Source organism: Sphingomonas sanguinis (assembly GCF_019297835.1).
Lineage (GTDB): Bacteria > Pseudomonadota > Alphaproteobacteria > Sphingomonadales > Sphingomonadaceae > Sphingomonas > Sphingomonas sanguinis_D.
Map to the genome: position 1 here is coordinate 1905519 of NZ_CP079203.1, position 19622 is coordinate 1925140.

The 19622-nt window shown below is 66.6% G+C and carries 17 protein-coding genes; 13 read left to right on the plus strand and 4 right to left on the minus strand.

The features are described from left to right. Positions 1-192: 192 nt before the first annotated feature. From KV697_RS08875 to KV697_RS08905, 7 genes are all read left to right on the plus strand, one after another. The gene (locus tag KV697_RS08875; protein ID WP_219021322.1) at positions 193-972 is read left to right on the plus strand and encodes a peptidylprolyl isomerase; all 780 of its coding nucleotides are present in this window, start codon (positions 193-195) and stop codon (positions 970-972) included. Further along, positions 969-2006 carry a tRNA preQ1(34) S-adenosylmethionine ribosyltransferase-isomerase QueA gene (gene queA, locus KV697_RS08880; RefSeq protein WP_219020945.1) on the plus strand — a complete coding sequence of 346 codons (1038 nt, stop codon included), beginning with the start codon at positions 969-971 and terminating at the stop codon, positions 2004-2006. The genes KV697_RS08875 and queA overlap by 4 nt, the downstream gene beginning before the upstream one ends. After that, the gene (locus KV697_RS08885; protein WP_219020946.1) at positions 2003-2509 is read left to right on the plus strand and encodes an EF-hand domain-containing protein; all 507 of its coding nucleotides are present in this window, start codon (positions 2003-2005) and stop codon (positions 2507-2509) included. The genes queA and KV697_RS08885 overlap by 4 nt, the downstream gene beginning before the upstream one ends. Further along, on the plus strand, positions 2506-3636 hold the full coding sequence (tgt, locus tag KV697_RS08890; RefSeq protein WP_219020947.1) for a tRNA guanosine(34) transglycosylase Tgt: 1131 nt from the start codon (positions 2506-2508) through the stop codon (positions 3634-3636). Before KV697_RS08885 ends, tgt begins: the two co-directional genes overlap by 4 nt. A 23-nt stretch (positions 3637-3659) precedes the next feature. Further along, positions 3660-3872 (plus strand): hypothetical protein, encoded by a 213-nt coding sequence (locus KV697_RS08895; RefSeq protein WP_184103594.1) that lies wholly within the window; start codon positions 3660-3662, stop codon positions 3870-3872. A 27-nt stretch (positions 3873-3899) separates the two neighbouring features. Continuing rightward, the gene (locus KV697_RS08900) at positions 3900-6743 is read left to right on the plus strand and encodes a M16 family metallopeptidase (RefSeq protein ID WP_219020948.1); all 2844 of its coding nucleotides are present in this window, start codon (positions 3900-3902) and stop codon (positions 6741-6743) included. Positions 6744-6915: 172 nt separating this feature from the next. Next, positions 6916-7944 (plus strand): cell wall hydrolase, encoded by a 1029-nt coding sequence (locus KV697_RS08905; RefSeq protein WP_219020949.1) that lies wholly within the window; start codon positions 6916-6918, stop codon positions 7942-7944. On the opposite strand, the gene KV697_RS08910 is transcribed toward KV697_RS08905, so the two are convergent. The 3 genes from KV697_RS08910 to uvrA all read right to left on the minus strand — a co-directional run bounded on the left by KV697_RS08910 (position 7932) and on the right by uvrA (position 12153). After that, positions 7932-8255 carry a hypothetical protein gene (locus KV697_RS08910; RefSeq protein WP_257575766.1) on the minus strand — a complete coding sequence of 108 codons (324 nt, stop codon included), beginning with the start codon at positions 8253-8255 and terminating at the stop codon, positions 7932-7934. The genes KV697_RS08905 and KV697_RS08910 overlap by 13 nt on opposite strands. Positions 8256-8481: 226 nt before the next feature. Then, entirely contained in the window at positions 8482-8892 is a 411-nt protein-coding gene (locus KV697_RS08915; RefSeq protein ID WP_219020950.1) for a glycine zipper 2TM domain-containing protein, read from the minus strand. Between the two features lie 360 nt (positions 8893-9252). Beyond that, positions 9253-12153, minus strand: a complete 2901-nt coding sequence (uvrA, locus tag KV697_RS08920) for an excinuclease ABC subunit UvrA (protein WP_219020951.1) — start codon at positions 12151-12153, stop codon at positions 9253-9255. 149 nt (positions 12154-12302) lie between these two features. Between uvrA and KV697_RS08925 the strand changes: the two genes are divergently transcribed. The 4 genes from KV697_RS08925 (at position 12303) to KV697_RS08940 (ending at position 16788) form a co-directional block, all read left to right on the plus strand. Continuing rightward, entirely contained in the window at positions 12303-13811 is a 1509-nt protein-coding gene (locus KV697_RS08925; RefSeq protein ID WP_219020952.1) for a S10 family peptidase, read from the plus strand. Between the two features lie 265 nt (positions 13812-14076). Beyond that, positions 14077-15279 (plus strand): M24 family metallopeptidase, encoded by a 1203-nt coding sequence (locus KV697_RS08930; protein WP_219020953.1) that lies wholly within the window; start codon positions 14077-14079, stop codon positions 15277-15279. A gap of 218 nt (positions 15280-15497) precedes the next feature. Further along, complete coding sequence (locus KV697_RS08935) at positions 15498-15962, plus strand: hypothetical protein (RefSeq protein ID WP_219020954.1); 465 nt, start codon at positions 15498-15500, stop codon at positions 15960-15962. A 31-nt stretch (positions 15963-15993) separates the two neighbouring features. Then, on the plus strand, positions 15994-16788 hold the full coding sequence (locus tag KV697_RS08940) for a family 16 glycosylhydrolase (RefSeq protein WP_219020955.1): 795 nt from the start codon (positions 15994-15996) through the stop codon (positions 16786-16788). A gap of 42 nt (positions 16789-16830) precedes the next feature. Here KV697_RS08940 and KV697_RS08945 read toward each other — a convergent pair whose 3' ends face one another. After that, positions 16831-17844, minus strand: a complete 1014-nt coding sequence (locus KV697_RS08945; protein WP_219020956.1) for a 4-hydroxyproline epimerase — start codon at positions 17842-17844, stop codon at positions 16831-16833. A 45-nt stretch (positions 17845-17889) separates the two neighbouring features. Between KV697_RS08945 and KV697_RS08950 the strand changes: the two genes are divergently transcribed. Continuing rightward, positions 17890-19155 (plus strand): NAD(P)/FAD-dependent oxidoreductase, encoded by a 1266-nt coding sequence (locus KV697_RS08950; protein ID WP_219020957.1) that lies wholly within the window; start codon positions 17890-17892, stop codon positions 19153-19155. Positions 19156-19185: 30 nt separating this feature from the next. Beyond that, positions 19186-19539, plus strand: coding sequence for a hypothetical protein (locus KV697_RS08955; protein ID WP_219020958.1), 354 nt, complete (start codon positions 19186-19188; stop codon positions 19537-19539). Positions 19540-19622: the final 83 nt, after the last annotated feature.

Below are 19622 nucleotides of genomic sequence, written 5' to 3' on the forward strand. Positions count from 1 at the left end.
GGAGGGGTGTCACCGTCTGCGAGGATGCCCTCCCTCTCAAATCGGGACACTCCTCCGTCAGGGCTTCGCCCTGCCACCTCCCCTTGCAGGGGAGGAAAATGTTTCCCCCCGCCCCCCAACACAGGTTCAGATTGGCGCAAAGGGCGATTTGCTCTACAGCCTCCCCATTCCTTCCCTTGTCGTAGAGATATGATGCGCGTTCTCGCCGCTCTTGCCATGATGATGGCCAGCCTGATCGCCGTTCCGGCACAGGCGCAGAAATCCGAAGCTCCGCCCAAATTCACCTCCCCCGCCAAGGCCGCGCAGGTTCTGGAGGACAATGTCACCGGCCGCGCCACGCCGCCGCCCGTTACCGACAAGGAGAATCTCTGGCTGCTCGACCTGTCGACCGGCGGCCGTGTGACGATCTGGCTGCGCCCCGATGTCGCGCCCAAGATGGTCGAGCGGATCAAGACGCTGACCCGCCGTCACTTCTATGACGGCCTGGTCTTCCACCGCGTCATCGACGGCTTCATGGCGCAGGGCGGCGATCCCAAGGGCGACGGCACCGGCGGGTCCGACCTGCCCAACGTGCCCTCCGAATTCAACTATCTGCCGCATGTGCGCGGATCGGTAGCCGCCGCGCGCGCCGATGATCCCAATAGCGCGAACAGCCAGTTCTACATCGTCTTCCAGCCGCGCTTCGCGCTCGACAAGAAGTACACGGTGTTCGGCCGGGTTATCGACGGCATGCAATATGTCGACAGGATCGAGCGCGGCGAGCCGCCCGCGAACCCCAGCAAGATCGTCCATGCCTATATCGCGGCGGACAATCCCCCGGCCTATGTGCCGATGGCGCCTGCGCCCGCCCCCAATCTGGGTGCGCCGGTGACGCTGCCCGGCGCGACGGCCAAGCCCGTGTCGATCGCCCCGGCGCGTCGCGCTGCTCCCAAACCGGCTCCGGCCAAGAAGGCGGCCACGGCGACCAAGTGAACGTCGACCTTTTCGATTTCACCCTGCCGCCCGAGCGGATCGCGCTCTACCCCGCATCTCCGCGCGACTCGGCGCGGATGCTGGTGCTGGACGGTGACTCCACCCGAGACCAGCGGGTGAGCGACCTGCCCGCTGCCCTGCGCGCGGGCGACCTGCTGGTGTTCAACGACACCCGCGTCATCCCCGCCCAGCTGGAAGGCGTGCGGGGAGAGGCGCGGATCGGCGCGACGCTGCACAAGCGCGAGGGGACGCGGCGCTGGCGCGCCTTCATCCGCAACGCCAAGCGGCTGCGCGACGGTGACGTGATCGACTTCGGCGCAGGCGTCACCGCGACCGCCCGCGACCGAGCCGAGGATGGCAGCTTCGCGCTGGACTTCGCGGGCGACGAGCCGGTCGAGCTGTTGCTGGAGCGGGCGGGCACCATGCCCCTGCCCCCCTATATCGCACAGAAGCGTGGCGTGACCGAGCAGGACGCCGCCGACTATCAGACGATGTTCGCCAACGAACCGGGCGCGGTCGCCGCACCCACGGCGGCGCTGCACTTCACGCCGGGCCTGCTGGATTCGCTGGCGGCGGCGGGGATCGAACATGCGACGCTGACCCTGCATGTCGGTGCGGGTACCTTCCTGCCGGTCAAGGCCGAGGATACCGTCGACCACAAGATGCACGCCGAATGGGGCCGCATCGACGCCGCCACCGCCGACCGGCTGAACGCCGTGAAGGCGCGCGGTGGCCGGGTCATCGCGGTCGGCACCACCTCGCTGCGCCTGATCGAAAGCGCGGCGGGCGAGGACGGCGTGATCCGTCCGTTCGAGGGCGACACCGCGATCTTCATCACGCCGGGCTATCGCTTCCGCGGCATCGGCGGGCTGATGACCAATTTCCACCTGCCGCGCTCGACCCTGTTCATGCTGGTCTCCGCGCTGATGGGGCTGGATCGGATGCAGGCGGCCTATGCCCATGCGATCGGACACGACTATCGCTTCTACTCCTACGGCGACGCCTCGCTGTTGCTGCCGGAACGCATCGCATGATGTTGCTCGCGCTGCTCCTGATGCAGGCGACGCCGCCGCCTGCGCAGGAAGCGGACAACACCGTCGTCGTTACCGCGCGGCCCAAGCCGTTCGCGCAGACGCCCGCGACCATGGTGGTCGAGCCGGTGGCGATGATGATCGCCACGCTCGACAGCGACGGCGACGGCAAAACGACCCGCGCCGAAATGGAAGCGGGGGTCAAGCACAGCTATGACGCGATCGACACCACGCATCAGGGGTCGATCGGCTATCTCCAGTTCGCCGACTGGGCCGAGCGCTGGCTGGGCGACCGCAATGCGCTGCCCAGCCCCTTCGATGTCGACAAGGACAGCGACAACCGGATCACCCTGGCGGAGTTGCAGGCGCATTTCTCGCGCCTGTTCTCGCGCTTCGACCGCGACCATGACGGCGCGATCAGCCGCGCCGAAGCGCTGACTATCCGTACCACCCCCGCCGACGCCAATGGCCCGACCGGCCCGCTGCGGCCCCGAGACAGAAAATGACCGCCCGCTTCTCTTTCGCCATCCACGCCACCGACGGCCGCGCCCGCACCGGCACCATCACCATGAAGCGCGGCGAAATTCGCACCCCCGCCTTCATGCCCGTCGGCACCGCCGCCACCGTCAAGGCGATGAAGCCCGGCGATGTGCGTGCGAGCGGCGCGGACATCATCCTGGGCAACACCTATCACCTGATGCTGCGCCCCGGTGCCGAGCGGGTGAACCGGCTGGGCGGCCTGCACGGCTTCATGGGCTGGGACCGGCCGATCCTGACCGATTCGGGCGGCTATCAGGTGATGAGTCTGGCCGAGCTGACCAAGCGGTCCGAGGACGGCGTCGCGTTCAAGAGCCACTTGGACGGCACCCGCCACCTGCTCAGCCCCGAACGCTCGATCGAGATCCAGCGGCTGCTGGGCTCCAACATCGTCATGGCGTTCGACGAACTGGTCCCGACCACCTCGACGCGCGAGGTGCAGGCGAGCGCCATGGAACGCTCGATGCGCTGGGCCAAGCGCAGCCGAGATGCCTTCGATGCGGGTGGCCAGCATGCCGAGGACAATGCGATCTTCGGCATCCAGCAGGGTGCGCTGGACGAGGGTTTTCGCAAGTCCTCGGCCGACGCGCTGATCGACATCGGCTTCGATGGATACGCGATCGGTGGCCTGGCGGTCGGTGAGGGGCAGGAGGCGATGTTCGGCTGCCTCGACTTCGCACCGGGCCAGTTGCCGGTCGAAAAGCCGCGTTACCTGATGGGTGTGGGCAAGCCGACCGATATCGTCGGCGCGGTCGAGCGCGGCGTCGACATGTTCGACTGCGTGCTGCCGACCCGCTCGGGCCGCACGGGGCAGGCCTTTACCCGGAATGGCCCGATCAACATCCGCAACGCGCGCTTTGCCGAGGATCAGGGGCCGCTCGACCCCGCCTGTGGCTGTCCGGTCTGCGCGACCTGGAGCCGCGCCTATCTCCACCATCTGGTGCGCGCAGGCGAAATCCTGGGTGCGATGCTGATGACCGAGCATAATATCTGGTTCTATCAGCAGATGATGGCCGATCTGCGCGCCGCCATCGCCGAAGGTCGCCTCACGGCCTTTGCGGACGACTTCCGGGCGCGCTACGCTGCCGGTCAATAATTCGGGTCGAGTAGGAGAGTAGCATGACCGATCATAGCGAAGACGCCCCCAACGAAATCCTCGCCGCCGCCAAGGAGGCCAAGGATCACGCCGTCGCCGCCGCCGAGGCGACCGCCACGTCGATCAAGGAAAAGACGCGCAACTGGCCGATGGGCAAGATCGGCCTGGGCGTCGGCATCGGTTCGGCCGCGATCGCGGCGGCGGTGCTGTACGGCACGCGCAACAAGTCCAAATAATCCGCTTCCACTGAAACGAGGGTTTTCATGCGCCTTTTCCGTGCCGCGCTTCTGCTCGGCGTCGCCGCCCTTCCCTCGCTGGCAGGAGCGCAAACCGCGCCCAGCCCGGCGCGCACGGAAAGCGTGAAGCCCATCGACTTCACCACGCGCACCCTGCCCAACGGCCTGCGCGTCTATGCCATTCGCGACACGACGACGCCCAACGTCTCGGTCCAGGTCTGGTATGATGTCGGGTCGAAGGACGATCCCAAGGGCCGCTCGGGCTTCGCGCACATGTTCGAACATCTGATGTTCAAGGCGACGCGCAACCTCGTCCCCGAACAGATGGATCGCCTGACCGAGGATGTCGGCGGCTATAATAACGCCTCCACCGCCGACGACTACACCAATTATTTCGAGGTGGTGCCCGCCAACCATCTGCAGCGCCTGCTGTTCGCGGAAGCCGACCGCATGGCCGCGCTGGTCGTCGAGCCCAAGAGCTTCGCCAGCGAACGCGACGTGGTGAAGGAGGAACTGCGCCAGCGCACCCTCGCCCAGCCCTATGGCAAGCTGTTCTCCATCTATTATCCCAAGCTCGCCTACACGACGCACCCCTATGCGCGGCCGGGCATCGGCAGCCTGGAGGAACTGGAGTCGGCGGGCATCGACGATGTGCGCGCTTTCCACGCCACCTATTACCGGCCCGACAATGCGGTGCTCGTCGTCTCGGGCAATTTCGATCCCGCCCAGCTCGATCGCTGGGTCGACCAGTATTTCGCCAATATCAAGCGCCCCGCCGCCGCCATCCCGCGCGTGACGGTGCAGGAACCGGCCCGGACCGAGGCCGTCACGCGGACCGTCTATGAGGCAAATGTCCCGCTTCCCGCCGTCCTTATCAGCTATCATATCCCGCCCGAGCGGAGCGCCGACACCCCCGCCATCATGGTGCTGAACGCCATCCTGTCGGCGGGCGAAAGCTCGCGGCTGTACGAGGATCTGGTCTATCGCGACCAGCTGGCGCAATCCGCCTCGACCTTCCTCGACACCAAGCAGTCGACCGGCAATCTGGTCGCCTATGCCATGATGGCGGGCGGCAAGCCGGTGGCCGAGGGCGAAGCGGCGCTGAAGAAGGAAATCGCCCGGCTGCGCGACGCGCCCGTCTCCGCCGCCGAACTGGCCGAGGCGAAGAACGAGCTGCTGACCGCCGCGCTCAAGCAGCGCGAAACGGCCGAGGGCAAGGCGAACCTGATCGCCAACAGCGTCATCGTCGATGGCGATCCCAGCGCCGCCGATCGCCAGATCGCCGCCGTGCAGAAGGTGACGGCCGCCGATATCCAGCGCGTTGCCCGTACCTATCTGAAGGACAGCCAGGGCGCGACCATCCGCTATCTGCCCGACAGCGAACGCCCGGCGAACGTCCGCGTGATGCCGATCGAGATCGCGCCCACGGTCCAGACCGCGGCGCTGACCCCGCCCGCCAATATCGAGGTGGTGACGCCCGCCCCCGAGGGCCAGCGCATCCTGCCTCCCGCGCCCGGCGCGGCCATTGCCCCCACCCTGCCGCAACCGGTTGCGATCACGCTGCCCAACGGCCTGCGCGTCGTGACGGTCGAGCGGCACGATTTGCCGCTCGTTACCGCCTCGCTGGTGGCGCTGGGTGGTGCGGCGACCGATCCGATGGGCAAGGCGGGCGCCAGCAGCCTGTCGTCCGAGCTGATGACCAAGGGCACCACGACCCGCTCGGCGACCGAGATCGCACGCGCGGTCGAAAGCCTGGGCGGATCGATTGCAGCAGGCGCCTCGGATGACGGCGCGACCATCGACCTGACCGTCCCCTCGGCGCAGCTCGGCACGGCGATGACCATCCTGGCCGATGTCGCGACCAACCCCGCCTTCAAGCAGGAGGAGATCGACCGCGCCCGCACCCAGTCGATCGACAGCCTGAACGTCGCCATGCAGAATCCGGCGCAGCTGTCGGCGATGGTGGCCGACCGCGTGGTCTATGGCGCGCGTCCCTATGGCCAGCCGCTGTCGGGCACGCCCGCCTCGCTGAAGGGGCTGACTCATGCCGACCTGACCGCCGCCTATGCGCGCAGCTGGAAGCCGGGTCAGGCGACGCTGCTGCTGGTCGGCGACGTGACGCCCGCCCAGGCCCAACAGGTCGCCGAGCGCTATCTGGGCAATTGGCGGGTGGTCGGAGCCGCCGCGACGACGACGGCCAAGCCCCCCGAAGCCGCCTTCCCCGCGCCGCGCGTCATCGTCGTCGACATGCCCGATGCCGGACAGGCGGGCGTGGTCGTCGCACGTTCGGGCATCCGCCGCGCCGATGATCGCTATTATCCGCTGGCGGTGGCGAATACCGTGCTGGGCGGCGGCTTCTCGTCGCGGCTCAACCAGGAAATCCGCATCAAGCGCGGGCTGGCTTACGGCGCGGGCAGCTCGCTAGCGACGGGGCGCGACATCGGCCTGATCTCCGCGCGGACCCAGACCAAGAACCCCTCGACCGCCGAAGTCGTCGGGCTGATCGATGCCGAGATGCGCAAGCTGGGCACCGCGCCCGTGCCGCAGGACGAACTGGCGACGCGGCAGGCGGTGCTGGTCGGCAATTTCGGCCGGACGATCGAGACGACGGACGGCATCGCCGACATATTGGCCAATTACACGCTGCAAGGCGTGCCGCTGGAAGAGTTGAGCCGCTATATCCCGCGTGTCCAGGCGGTGGACCCGGCGGCGGTGGAGTCGGTTTCGGCCACGCTCCTCGATCCCAAGGCGGCCAGCATCATCGTGGTCGGCGACGCCAGGCAGTTCCTGCCCGCGCTGCGTCAGGCGCATCCCGAGGTGGAGGTGATCCCGGCCGCCTCGGTCAATCTCGACTCGCCGAAACTACGCTGACCCCCATTCCTCCCCAGGCTCTGCTTGGGGAGGGGGACCATCCGAAGGATGGTGGAGGGGCAGATCCGCCGCTACGCAAAATCCTTAACCCTCGCGGGTATAACCATAACCCGAGAGCGGCAGGGCTGGAGGATTCCCCACATTGCGGGTGGCGAAGCGGACAGTAAGGCGGATGATACAGGTCTGGCTGGCGCTGCTCGGCCTGATGCTGGCGTTCGGCTTGGTTCTGGCCGCACAGGGTGCCTTGCGACGGGCCAGACAACCGACTGCGGTCGCGGCATCGCCGCAAACCCCTCAAGCCGCGACCACCGCCGTTCCCGTCGCCGATGCGCTGCCCGCCAGCGATGGCAGCACAGGGACCGTCGCCCTGCCCGCCTTGCCGATCCCGCCCGGAGCCCGTCTCACCGATAGCGGCGTGGTGGCGGCCAGGCCCTTCGCCTGGGGCCGCACGGGCGCGATCGATCGTGCGCGCGCGATGCAATGCCTGACCGCCGCCATCTATTACGAAGCGGGGGGCGAAAGCATCGAGGGCCAGCGCGCGGTGGCGCAGGTCGTGCTCAACCGCGCGCGCCACCCGGCCTTTCCCGCCACGGTCTGCGGCGTCGTCTATCAGGGGGTCGAGCGCTCCCATTGCCAGTTCAGCTTCGCCTGTGACGGCGCGCTGTCCCGTACTCCTGCCATCGCGGGCTGGTCACGCGCGGCGCAGGTCGCGGCGGCGGCGCTGTCGGGCGGGGTCTATGCGCCGGTCGGGCTGGCGACGCATTACCACACCTTCGCCGTCGCGCCCGTCTGGAACCGCGCGATGGTGATGACCGACATGGTGGGCGCACATCTGTTTCACCGCTGGAAGGGCTATTGGGGCACCGCCGCCGCGATGAACCGGGCCTATGCGGGGGGAGAGGCACTTCCCGTGCTCGCGCCTGCTCCGGCCACTGAAACGGCAAGTAGCGAGGTTCTGCCACCCGCCCCCGCCAGCCTTCCCGCACCACCTTTGCCCGGCGCGACGCCCGCTCCGCCGCGACCCAGCCAGACGCACGAAACGCCGACCCCCGCTCCGCCACGCGAAACGGGGATCAGCGACCAGCTGGCCACATCGGGTCAGATACTCGACAAATGGAAGGATAGCGGCCGCCTGATCGAGCGGCCCGACGCACCACGCCCGAATGCCTCGGGCGCGGCCGCCACCGATCAGCGGCGATAATTGCGGTCGTTCTTCTCGAAGCGGACCTGACGGCTCAGCATCGCATAGCGACGGTCCAGATCATTGCGCTCCGAGACGCTCAGGCCACCGCCCGACCGGCGATAACGATATTCGAGCTGGCTCAGGCCGCGCAGTTCGGACTGGAGGCGGTTGGCTTCACGACGGTTGAGCGCGCCCGAGCGGATGCCCTGGTCGATCCGCTGCTGCAACTGGCCCTGGCGCTGCGCGATCGGGGTCCAGCGCTGCGCCTCGGCGACCGTGGGGACGGCGATGGTGGCGAAACCCAAGCCTGCAAGGATCATGGCCTTCATGATGACACTCCCTTAATAAAGCGGGCGATTACTGGCCCGATCCGCAATATGGGTCGCGACAATCGCAAAGCTATACCAACGACTTAGCCATATTGTCGCCAATTGTCGCAGAAAATAACATGTCGTTCATCTGGCGTTTATTGGCGCCGGGCATGACAAGGCCGGTTCTCTCCTTGCGACAGGGAGAGAACCGGCCCAATCCTTTGTCGAACGTCAACAGCCGGGTTTAGCGGCAGCGGACATTGTCCCGCTCGATCGCGCGACCGGCCAGGGCACCGCCCGCCGCGCCGAGCAGCGTGCCCAGCGTCTGCGAACCGCCCGAAGTGATCGCCGCGCCCAGCGCGCCGCCGGCGATACCGCCGACGATCAGGCCGGTGGTGCCGTCATTGCGGCGGCAATAATAGCGGCCGTCCTGCCCGACATAGACACGGTCGTTCCGGCTCAAGCGCCGCTCGCGGTAGCGCGCATTGTCGACATAATAACGGTCGGCATAATAGCCGCCATAAGCGGGATCGGGCCGGTTATAGTCATAGGCATAGCGCGGGCCGCCGCCGAAGCCGCCATAGCCGTCGCCATAGGTGGAGCAACCGGAAACCAGCGTCGCGGCCGCGATCAGGCCGAATGTCAGTGCACGCATCACATCCTCCCTCATGGGTGATGCGGGGGAATCGCTTTGCGGGGCCAAAGGTTGCGATATGTTAAGGGGTTTTAAGCGGTCGGTCATGTGGCGCGGCGGTAGCGTGCACTTCGACTTCGCTCGGTGCGAACGGGGTGGAGGACCGCTCGCGCGCTACGGACCCAATCCCCTCGCTCCGTTCAGCCTGAGCGCCGTCGAAGGCCGAGGAAACCGCTCGAATGCAGCCCAATCCTCCCCGGCACGGGGAGGTGGCAGGCCGCAGGCCTGACGGAGGGAGGCTTCCTCAAAGGGCGTCCCTACCGGAAAGCCCCCTCCACCACCGCTTCGCGGCGGTCCCCCTCCCCCTGCCGGGGAGGATCGTTACTCTGCCGCCTGCGCCTGCCCCTTGTCGAGCAACGGCTTCAGATACTTGCCCGTAAAGCTGCGCGGTTCGGCGGCGACCACTTCCGGCGTTCCGACCGCAACGATCTCGCCGCCCTTCACACCGCCTTCGGGACCGAGGTCGACGATCCAGTCGGCGGTCTTGATGACGTCGAGATTATGCTCGATCACCACCACCGTATTGCCCTGTTCGACCAGCGCATGGAGCACTTCGAGCAGTTTGCGAACGTCCTCAAAATGCAAGCCGGTCGTCGGTTCGTCGAGGATGTAGAGCGTGTTGCCCGTCGCGCGGCGCGACAATTCCTTGGCCAGTTTCACCCGCTGCGCCTCGCCGCCCGACAGGGTCGTCGCCTGCTGGCCGACCTTGACGTAACCCAGCCCCACCTCGACCAGCATCGCCATCTTGTCGCGGATCGGCGGCACCGCCTGGAAGAACTCGGCGGCATCCTCGACGGTCATGTCGAGCACATCGGCGATCGAGTGGCCCTTGAACTTCACCTCCAGCGTCTCGCGATTGTAGCGCGCGCCGTGGCATACGTCGCACGTCACATAAACGTCGGGCAGGAAGTGCATCTCGATCTTGAGCACGCCATCGCCCTGGCACGCCTCGCACCGCCCGCCCTTGACGTTGAACGAGAAACGACCCGGCTTGTAGCCACGCGCCTGCGCCTCGGGCAGCCCGGCGAACCAGTCGCGGATCTGGGTAAAGGCGCCGGTATAGGTCGCCGGGTTCGATCGCGGGGTGCGGCCGATCGGCGACTGGTCGATGTCGATCACCTTGTCGAGATGGTCGAGCCCGGTAATCTTCTCATGCTTGCCCGCCAGGATGCGCGCACCGTTCAGCGAGCGCGCGGCGGCGGCGTAGAGCGTGTCGATGGTGAAGCTCGACTTGCCCGATCCCGACACGCCGGTGATGCAGGTGAAGGTGCCGAGCGGAATGCTCGCGGTCACGCCCTGAAGATTGTTGGCGGTCGCCTTGTGCACGGTCAGCTTCTTGCCCGAGCCCTTGCGGCGCTTGGCGGGGACCGCAACCTCGCGCGTGCCGTTCAGATAGTCGGCCGTCACGCTGGTCTTGGACTTAAGCAGCTGCTTCAGCGTCCCATGCGCGACGATCTGGCCGCCATGCACGCCCGCGCCCGGCCCCATGTCGATGACATAATCGGCGGTGCGGATCGCATCCTCGTCATGCTCAACGACCAGCACCGTGTTGCCCAAATCGCGCAACCGGCGCAGCGTCGCGAGCAGCATGTCGTTGTCGCGCTGGTGAAGCCCGATGGACGGCTCGTCGAGCACGTACAACACACCCGACAGCCCCGAGCCGATCTGCGACGCCAGCCGGATGCGCTGGCTCTCGCCGCCCGATAGCGTGCCGCTGGTCCGATCGAGATTCAGATAATCGAGGCCAACATTATTGAGGAAGCCCAGCCGCTCGACGATTTCCTTGAGGATCGGCTGCGCGATGGCGCGCTGCTGGTCGGTCAGATGTTCGGGCAGGCTTGTGAAGAAGGCCAGCGCATCGACCACCGACAGATGCGTGGCGTAGCTGATGTCCTGCATGGCGATCTTCACCGCCAGCGCCTCGGGCTTCAACCGCGCGCCGTGGCAGACTTCGCAAGGCTGCGACGACTGGTAGTTGGCCAGTTCCTCGCGCATCCAGGCGCTCTCGGTCTGGAGCATCCGGCGGTTGAGATTGCCGATCACGCCCTCAAACGGCTTCTTCACGTCGTACGACTTCTTGCCGTCGACAAAGGTCAGCGTGACCGCCTTGCCCTTGGTGCCATGCAGGATCGCGTCGCGGACCTTGTCCTCCAGATCCTTCCACGGCGTCTCCAGCGAAAAGCCGAACTCACGCGCCAGGCTGCCGAGCACCTGCATATAATAGGGGCTGGGCGGGTTGGACTTGGCCCAGGGTACGACCGCGCCCTTCTTGATCGACAGCTCGTGATTGGGGACGACCAAGTCTTCGTCGAAGATCAGCTTTTCGCCCAGACCGTCACAGGCCGGGCACGCCCCCTGCGGCGCGTTGAACGAGAACAGTCGCGGCTCGATCTCGGAAATGGTGAAGCCGCTGATCGGACAGGCGAACTTCTCGGAGAAGACGATGCGGCCGTCGGGCGCGTTGTTGCCCAGCACGGCGGACTTGGGCGTGGCGGGCTCGACCGGATCGGCGGGGTCGACATAGGCCAGACCATCCGCCAGCTTCAGTGCGGTCTCAAAACTGTCGGCCAGACGCGTCGCGATGTCCTCGCGCACCACCAGACGGTCGACCACCACCTCGATGTCATGCTTGAACTTCTTGTCGAGCGCAGGCGCCTCGTCGATCTCGTAGAGCTGGCCGTCGATGCGCACGCGGGTGAAGCCCGCCTTCTGCCACTCGGCCATTTCCTTGCGATACTCGCCCTTGCGGCCGCGCACGACGGGGGCCAGCAGATAGAGGCGCGTGCCCTCGGGCAGGGTCATCACCCGGTCGACCATCTGGCTGACCGTCTGCGCCGCGATCGGCTCGCCGGTGGCGGGCGAGTACGGGATGCCGACGCGCGCCCAGAGCAGGCGCATATAGTCGTAGATTTCGGTGACGGTCGCCACGGTCGAGCGCGGATTGCGGCTGGTCGTCTTCTGCTCGATCGAGATGGCGGGAGACAGCCCCTCGATATGGTCGACGTCCGGCTTCTGCATCATCTCCAGGAACTGGCGCGCATAGGCCGACAGTGACTCGACGTAACGCCGCTGCCCCTCGGCATAGATGGTGTCGAACGCCAGCGACGACTTGCCCGACCCCGACAGGCCGGTGATCACCGTCAGCGTGTCACGGGGAATGTCGATATCGACATCCTTGAGATTGTGCTCGCGCGCGCCGCGGACGGAAATCTTGGTCAGCATGAGGCAGGTTCTACTTCTGTTCCGGGAGGAAGGCCAGAGGCGAGATAGGAAGCGGAGGCGGCCGTTTCGAGAGGGGCGGGCTTGCGGGAACGCGGAAGTCCGGCGCATGATCCCTTCCGATCGCCGTTCGAGGGGGAGTAGTTTCCAACGTGTCGAAGACCTTGCACCTGACCGCCCTGTTGCTGCTGGCCAGCAGCGCCGCCACGCCCGCCCTCGCGCAGAAGGCCGAGAAGACCGAAACCAAGACCACCACAGAAACGAAGGACGACGACAGCAAGCGCCCGCCCCTGCCCGCCGACAAGACGATCAGCCAGAGCGCGCGGATCGGTGGCCGGGTCATCAATTACAAGGCGACCGTGGGCAAGATCGCGGTGCGCGACGACAAGGGCAAGGAGATCGGGCAGGTCGTCTACACCGCCTATACCGTGCCCGGCGGCGATGTGCGGCGGCCCGTCACCTTCGCGTTCAATGGCGGGCCGGGCGCGGCCTCGGTCTATCTGAACCTGGGTGCGGTCGGCCCGAAGCGGGTGCCGTTCGGTGCGCAGGGCGACGCTCCCTCCGACGCGCCGGTGACGACCGACAATCCCAATAGCTGGCTGGACTTCACCGACCTGGTCTTCATCGACCCCATCGGCACCGGCTTCAGCCGCAGCCTCGTCGACGAGGCCGAAACCAAAAAGGCCTTCTTCGCCAACGACCCGGACATCAAATATCTGTCCAAGGTCGTCTATGACTGGCTGGTCAAGGAAGGCCGGTTGCGTTCGCCGAAGTACGTCATGGGCGAAAGCTATGGCGGCTATCGCGCGCCGCGCATCGCCTATGAGCTCCAGTCGCAGATCGGCGTCGGGGTGAACGGCCTGATCATGGTGTCGCCCTATCTCGACCCCGCCTCGGGCGACGATGCCACCGCGCTGTCGCCTTTGCCGTGGATGATCGACCTGCCCTCGATGGCCGCCGCCCAGTTGGAGCGGCAGGGCAAGCTGACGCCCGAAGCGATGGCCGGGGTCGAGGCCTATGCGCGCGGCGACTACCTGCGCGACCTGATGCGCGGGCGGTCGGATACGCAGGCCGTCGACCGGATGGTGACCCGCGTCACCGAGCTGACCGGGCTGGACCCGGCGCTGGTCCGCAAGCTGGGCGGGCGGATCGATACGCGGACCTACCTGCGCGAGATTCACCGCAACGATTTGACGATCGGCAGCATCTACGACTCGAACGTCACCGCCTTCGATCCCTTCCCCTGGTCTTCGCAGCAGCGGTCCAACGACCCGCTGCTCGACTCGCTGATCGCGCCGACGACCAGTGCGATGGTCGATTTCGTGACGCGCGAAGTGGGCTGGAAGACCGACGCCCGCTATCATGCGCTATCCTATGAGGTGAACAGCGCCTGGGATCGCGGCAAGCCCGAGGATGCCCCCGTTACCGACCTGCGCAAGGCGATCGCCAACGATCCCAAGATGAAGGTGATGATCGTGCACGGCTGGGACGACCTGTCCTGCCCGTACTTCGCCTCGCGGCTGATCGTCGACCAGATGCCGAGCTATGGCGTGGCGCAGCGGGTGAAGCTGAACGTCTATCCGGGCGGGCACATGTTCTACAGCCGCACCGACAGCGGCGCGGCGTTCCGGCGCGATGCGATGGCGATGTACGGGGGGTAAATCGTACCCCTCTGGCCAGCCATATCCCACAGCCGTTCGCGCTCAGCGAAGTCGAAGCGCACGCCGGACGATGCGCATTTGGCGAAGTCTATCCCTTGGCCTTCGACTTCGCTCAAGCTGAACGGGGGGTGGGGTGTAGCTTGCCCCCGGCTTTCCCGCTCCGTTCAGGCTGAGCGTACTCGAAGCCCATGCCCCCAACGCCCGACTGGCCCTCCGCGCCAAGCCACGCTACACGCGCAACCGTATACGAAACGGAGCGAGTGACATGGCAGGAATGATCGGCGGATCGACCGCAGAGCGCGAACTGGCGAGCCTGTCGCCCTGGGCGAACCCCGCGCCGGTCATCACGGCACAGGAACGGGCGCAGCGGCTGACCCGCGCGCGCGAGTTGATGGGCCAGATGGGCGCCGACGCACTGCTGATCGGCGCGGGGGCCAGCTTGCGCTATTTCACCGGCGTCGCCTGGGGCGCGACCGAGCGGCTGGTGGCGATGCTGCTGCCGATCGCGGGCGAGCCGATCTTCATCTGCCCCGGCTTCGAACTGGGCTCGTTCGAGGCCAGCCTGTCCATCCCCGCCACCGACATCCGCCTGTGGGAAGAGGATGAAAGCCCCTCCGCGCTGGTCGCCGACGCGCTGAAGGCGGCGGGAGCCCAGACCTTGGCGATCGACCCCGCCATGGCCTTCCTGTTCGTCGAGCGTATCCGCGCCGCCGCGCCGGGCGTCACCTTGGTCGATGGTGGGCCGGTCGTCGACGGTTGCCGCATGATCAAGTCGCCTGCCGAGATCGCGCTGATGCAACAGGCGATGGACATCACGCTGGAGGTGCATCGCCGCGCCGCACGCATCCTGCACGAAGGCATCCGCGCGTCGGAGGTCATCCGCTTCATCGATCAGGCGCACCGGGCGCTGGGTGCGTCGACCGGCAACTATTTCTGCGCGGTGCAATTCGGCCGCTCGACCGCCTTCCCGCATGGCCTGCCGCAGGACGATGTGCTGCGCGACGGTGACGTGGTGCTGGTCGACACCGGCACGCTGATCGACGGCTATCACAGCGACATCACCCGGACCTATGCGTTCGGCAAGGTCGGTGACGAGGTTCGCCGCATCTGGAACATCGAGAAGGAAGCGCAAACCGCCGCCTTCGCCGCCGTCCGGCCGGGCGAGCCGTGCGAGGCGGTCGACTATGCCGCGCGCGCCGTGCTGGAGCGGTCGGGCCTCGGCCCCGACTATCGCCTGCCCGGCCTGCCGCATCGCACCGGTCACGGGATCGGCCTGTCGATCCACGAACCCGCCTATCTGGTGCGCGGCGACAAGACCCCGCTGACGCCGGGCATGTGCTTCTCCAACGAGCCGATGATCGTCGTGCCGGAGCGCTTCGGCGTGCGGCTGGAGGATCATTTCTATGTCACCGATACAGGCGCCGCCTGGTTCACCCAGCCCCAGCCCGCCATCGACGATCTGGGCTGAGTCCGATGACGCGGGCGGCGCCGATGCTCCGTCCGCCGTCAGACACGATAATAAATAAAACAACTTCCCTATTATAAGTTGACGCCTGTCCGGCGATCGACTTCAAATGCCGCCCAGGGACGATCAACGATATCGTCCCATGGGAGAGGCGCTGTGAAAGCAGGGCAAACATACGCGACATCGCGGCCGTCATCGACGGCCGTCGCATCCGCCGTGCGATGAGACCGGGAGCCGGTCTTCTCGCGACGGCGGGCTGCGTGGCGCTGGCCGCAGCGGCCCTCTGGCACGGCTGGTCCACGGACACGGCGCGGCCTGCCGCGATCATGGTGGTTGCCGGGAGCAGCGCCGCCCACAAGCCGGCACCGCCCCTTCCGAAATCCAGCCCGCCCGTCATCGCCGAGACGCCGGTCCCAAACGCGCCGACGACGGAACGGGCGGAATCGGTCATCACCGATTTCGCGGCCCACGCCTCCGCTCCGCTCGCCATCGAGTCCTCGACCTGCTCGGGATCGCGGTGCCGCGTCGCGGTCTATCAGACCGACGATTACGTCCAGCGCGGGCGCAAATTCTACGAGTCCGAGGATTTCACCGCGCTGACCCGCGCCGCCGGGGCGCAAGCGGTCCGGGTCACGCCCTACGATCGCCCGGACCGAAGCGGCTATCTGATCGACATGATGTTCTGAAGGCCAACGACAAAAACGACAGGAGAGGATGATGAAGACAATCTACCGGGCGCTGACGGCGGCGGCGCTGATGATGGCTCCGCAATTGGCGCCACGAACCGCAATGGCCCAATCCTTCTGGGATGGCTTCGACAGCAACAGCTACAACCCCAATTTGTGGATCGCGGAGAGCGGCCGGAACGGCGATCCGTTCGGCTGCACCTTCCAGCCCGGCATGATCGTCAACGGCCAGGGCGGCAACGTCGCGCTGACCCTGCAAAACGGCTCATGCTCCGAACTGAAGAGCAAGGCGCTGTATCAGTACGGCACCGTGCAGGCGCGGCTGCAACTCAGCAACATCCCCGGCACGGTCGCCAGCCTATTCACCTATAACAGCTGGTACGACAGCCCCGGCAAACCGTGGACCGAGATCGATATCGAGTATTTGCCGTCCTACGGCAACACGCTGCACACCAACGTCATCTTCCAGGCCAGCCAGACCGGCACCTATCGCCAATGGGAGAAATATGTCTCGCTCGACGGCTATGGCATCAACCCGATGAACGGGCCGGTGACGGCGGGCTTCGACTGGACCGCCAGCAAGATCGCCTGGTACGTCATCAACGGCAGCGGCAACAAGGTCTATATCCGCACGATCACCAAGAGCGACCAGACCAATTGCGATTGCATCCCCGCCAGCGCCTGGCCGTCGAATCCGGCCCGGATCTTCGCCAACTACTGGCATGGCAACAACGCCAACTCGGACTCGGTGAATTACTTCCCCAAGCGCTATAGCGGCGCGTCGGGTCGCGCCGTGTACGACTGGATCCAGTTCATCGACTATTGATCGAGCGGCGTGGCGGCCCCTGAAAGCCGCCACGCCCTTCCGTCAGACGACGGTGAACCCCGCCCAGAACGGGTCCTCGCGATCGATCCAGATCGTGTTGTAGCCGGTGGCGATCGCCGAGCCCTGGATCGACGGCACGATCGCCGCCTGACCGCCCAGTTCGGTCGCTTCCTCGACCCGGCCGATGAAGCGGCTGCGGATATAGCTTTCATGCACGAAGCGGTCGCCGACGCTCAAGCGCCCCTTCGCCGCCAGATGCGCGAGCCGCGCCGAAGTGCCGGTGCCGCACGGGCTGCGATCGATCGCGCGTTCGCCATAGAAGACCGCGTTGCGCCCGTCCGCATCCTCCGCCGAGGGCTTGTCGGCCCACAGCACATGGCTGACCCCCCGGATCGAGGGTTCGAGCGGGTGCACCGGCTCGAACTTCTCGCGCACCAGCTCGCGGATTGTACGGCTCAGCTCGACCAGCTTCGACGCGCCCAGATCGTCCAGTCCGGTATAGGCCCCCTGCGGCTCGACAATGGCGTAGTAATTGCCGCCATAGGCGACATCCAGCGTCAGCGGCCCGAAGCCCGGCACGTCGATCTGAATGCCCTCGGCCGCCAGATAGGCGGGCACGTTGCGGATACGGACCGCCGTGACCTTGGCCCCTTCCTTCTCATATTCGATATGGATGGTGCCCGCGGGCACCTCGACCTTCAGCTTGCCCGGCTCCCGCGGGGTGATCAGACCGTTTTCCAGGCCGAAGGTGATCATGCCGATCGTGCCATGCCCGCACATGGGCAGGCAGCCGCTCGTCTCGATGAACAGGATCGCGGCGTCGCTGTCCGGCTCGCACGGCGGATAGAGGAAGCCGCCCGACATCATGTCATGCCCGCGCGGCTCGAAGCACAGGCCGGTGCGAATCCAGTCGAACCGCTCCAGAAAATCCAGCCGCCGCTCGGCCATGCTGGACCCGCGCAGCAGCGGCGCGCCGCCCGCCACCAGCCGGACGGGATTGCCCGCCGTATGGCCGTCGATGCAGAAAAAGGTGTGGCGGATCGTGGGTGACGTCATCGGGATTCCCTTGCTGTAAAATCCGTATACGATATGACCAGGGTCATGCCCAAGCCGGAAAATCACGCGCAATCATCAGATCATCGCAGCGCCATCGTCGTGGGTGGCGGCGTCATCGGCATGACCACCGCGCTGGCGCTGCAACGCGCCGGTTGGGCGGTCACGCTGATCGAGGCGGAGGAAAACCCTCGCGCCGCCTCCTGGGGCAATGCGGGCCATATCGCGACCGAACAGGCCGAGCCGATCGCCTCGCCCGCGATGGTGCGCGGTTTCGCCAAGCGGCTGTTCTTCCGCGGCGGCGCACTCGCCCTGCCCCCGCGCGAGATCGCGACCTGGCTGCCTTTCTCGCTCCGCCTGCTGAAGGCCGCCCGCCCCGCGCGCTATGAGCGTTCGCACCAGGCGCTGGCGGCATTGCTCGCCCAGGCGATGCCCGCCTGGGAGCGGCATGTCGCCGCCCTCGGTGCACCCGATCTGCTCCGCCCCGACGGCCATGTCGTCCTATGGGAAACGCCGGAGAGTGCCGCACGCGGTCTCGCCAACTGGCAGGCGGCGGACACCGGCACCGCGCGTTTCCGCCCGCTGACCGAGGCGGAGTTGCAGGACTGGCGCACCCGCGTCCGAGCGCCCATCGCGGGCGGCATCCGTTTCGAGGGCAGTGGCCAGATCGCCGACCCGACCCGCCTCGCCCAAACCACGACCGCTCGCTTCCTGGCGGACGGCGGCACCCGCCTTATCGCGCGCGTCGAGGCGATCAGCGACGGCGAGGTCTGCCTGACCGACCATCGCCGCCTGACCGCCGACCAGATCGTCGTGACGGCGGGCGTGGCGAGTGCCGCGCTGCTCCGCCCCTTCGGCCTGAAGGCCCCGATCATCGCCGAGCGCGGCTATCACCTCCAGACAGGCCCCGACGTCGACTGGCCCGCCGACCTGCCGCCGGTGGTGTTCGAGGACCGCTCGATGATCGTCACCCGCTTCGCAGGCGGCCTGCGCGCCGCCAGCATCGTCGAGTTCGCCCGTGCCGAAGCCGCCCCCGACCCCGCCAAGTGGAACCGCCTGCGCCACCACATCGCCGCGCTGGGCCTGCCGATCGGCGAGGACGCGAAGCTCTGGATGGGCGCACGGCCTACGTTGCCGGATTACCTGCCCGCGATCGGGCGGGTGCGGGGGACGACGGGTGTGTCCTATGCCTTCGGGCATAACCATCTCGGCTTGACGCTCGCGCCCATCACGAGCGAGTTGGTGGCGGAAATACTGAAGGGCAACGCGACGGCGGTGCCGTTGCAGCCCTTCGATTTGGAACGATTCGGATAATCCTGATCATCCGAATTTGGGAGACACCCCATGCTGCTCGCGTTGCTGATTGGCATGAACGATCCGATGCCTTCATCCTGCCCCTTGCCCTTTCCCGTGGTGGCCGACAGGGCGACAGCGCTCACCATCGCGGCGGCCGTCATTGCGGCCGCCCCGAAGACGCCGCTGCCCAGGAATGTCATGGGCTACACGCTCGCCACGCGACACTCCTCCGGTTCGCATAGCTGGGAGGTCATTCAGACGCCCATATCCGCCGTAAAAGGACTCAGATTCCTCGACGGTGAGGGCCTCAGTATGGAAATCGCCATTTGTGACGGCGCGGTATCGAACATTCGTTTCAACAGGGCCCCACTCAAAAAGCTACCTAAAGGTCGCGCCCGATAGGTCCGACTCCTCGTCGGCGTCCCCCCTCGACATCCCGCCCCCATTCGCTATCGGTTAACCACAGCGTATCGGGGGAGCGGCGA

What these genes read in the sequence shown, in the direction of transcription:
- KV697_RS08875 (WP_219021322.1), top strand. Translation starts at nt 193, where the DNA reads ATGCGCGTTCTCGCCGCTCTTGCCATGATGATGGCCAGCCTGATCGCC.
- KV697_RS08885 (WP_219020946.1), top strand. Translation starts at nt 2,003, where the DNA reads ATGATGTTGCTCGCGCTGCTCCTGATGCAGGCGACGCCGCCGCCTGCG.
- tgt (WP_219020947.1), top strand. Translation starts at nt 2,506, where the DNA reads ATGACCGCCCGCTTCTCTTTCGCCATCCACGCCACCGACGGCCGCGCC.
- KV697_RS08895 (WP_184103594.1), top strand. Translation starts at nt 3,660, where the DNA reads ATGACCGATCATAGCGAAGACGCCCCCAACGAAATCCTCGCCGCCGCC.
- KV697_RS08900 (WP_219020948.1), top strand. Translation starts at nt 3,900, where the DNA reads ATGCGCCTTTTCCGTGCCGCGCTTCTGCTCGGCGTCGCCGCCCTTCCC.
- KV697_RS08905 (WP_219020949.1), top strand. Translation starts at nt 6,916, where the DNA reads ATGATACAGGTCTGGCTGGCGCTGCTCGGCCTGATGCTGGCGTTCGGC.
- KV697_RS08910 (WP_257575766.1), bottom strand. Translation starts at nt 8,255, where the DNA reads ATGAAGGCCATGATCCTTGCAGGCTTGGGTTTCGCCACCATCGCCGTC.
- KV697_RS08915 (WP_219020950.1), bottom strand. Translation starts at nt 8,892, where the DNA reads ATGCGTGCACTGACATTCGGCCTGATCGCGGCCGCGACGCTGGTTTCC.
- uvrA (WP_219020951.1), bottom strand. Translation starts at nt 12,153, where the DNA reads ATGCTGACCAAGATTTCCGTCCGCGGCGCGCGCGAGCACAATCTCAAG.
- KV697_RS08930 (WP_219020953.1), top strand. Translation starts at nt 14,077, where the DNA reads ATGGCAGGAATGATCGGCGGATCGACCGCAGAGCGCGAACTGGCGAGC.
- KV697_RS08935 (WP_219020954.1), top strand. Translation starts at nt 15,498, where the DNA reads ATGAGACCGGGAGCCGGTCTTCTCGCGACGGCGGGCTGCGTGGCGCTG.
- KV697_RS08940 (WP_219020955.1), top strand. Translation starts at nt 15,994, where the DNA reads ATGAAGACAATCTACCGGGCGCTGACGGCGGCGGCGCTGATGATGGCT.
- KV697_RS08945 (WP_219020956.1), bottom strand. Translation starts at nt 17,844, where the DNA reads ATGACGTCACCCACGATCCGCCACACCTTTTTCTGCATCGACGGCCAT.
- KV697_RS08950 (WP_219020957.1), top strand. Translation starts at nt 17,890, where the DNA reads ATGCCCAAGCCGGAAAATCACGCGCAATCATCAGATCATCGCAGCGCC.
- KV697_RS08955 (WP_219020958.1), top strand. Translation starts at nt 19,186, where the DNA reads ATGCTGCTCGCGTTGCTGATTGGCATGAACGATCCGATGCCTTCATCC.